Here is a 324-nt window from a genome sequence, read left to right as displayed (position 1 = left end):
TAAAGTTAGTTTGTCTAGCATCTAAAAATAAAAATTGACGTTCACGTTGTTTGTTTCGTTCAGTTTTCAAAGAACTTTTTTGGTGGAGCCTAGCGGGATCGAACCGCTGACCTCCTGCGTGCAAGGCAGGCGCTCTCCCAGCTGAGCTAAGGCCCCAAACAAGTATCGGGAAGACAGGATTTGAACCTGCGACCCCCTGGTCCCAAACCAGGTGCTCTACCAAGCTGAGCCACTTCCCGAAAGAAAACGCGCCCGAGAGGAGTCGAACCCCTAACCTCTTGATCCGTAGTCAAACGCTCTATCCAATTGAGCTACGGGCGCATA

3 tRNA genes are annotated in these 324 nt (G+C 50.3%); all 3 read right to left on the bottom strand.

Going from position 1 to position 324, the window contains the following annotated elements:
• Positions 1 to 80 precede the first annotated feature (80 nt).
• A tRNA-Ala gene (locus JDS80_RS30835) sits at positions 81 to 156 on the bottom strand.
• 9 nt (positions 157 to 165) lie between these two features.
• A tRNA-Pro gene (locus JDS80_RS30830) sits at positions 166 to 239 on the bottom strand.
• Between the two features lie 8 nt (positions 240 to 247).
• A tRNA-Arg gene (locus JDS80_RS30825) sits at positions 248 to 321 on the bottom strand.
• Positions 322 to 324: the final 3 nt, after the last annotated feature.

The organism is Bacillus cereus group sp. N8 (genome assembly GCF_016483685.1).
Classification (GTDB): domain Bacteria; phylum Bacillota; class Bacilli; order Bacillales; family Bacillaceae_G; genus Bacillus_A; species Bacillus_A proteolyticus.
The sequence above is the reverse complement of the archived record's forward strand: the minus strand, read 5'-3'. Positions and strand labels throughout refer to the sequence as shown.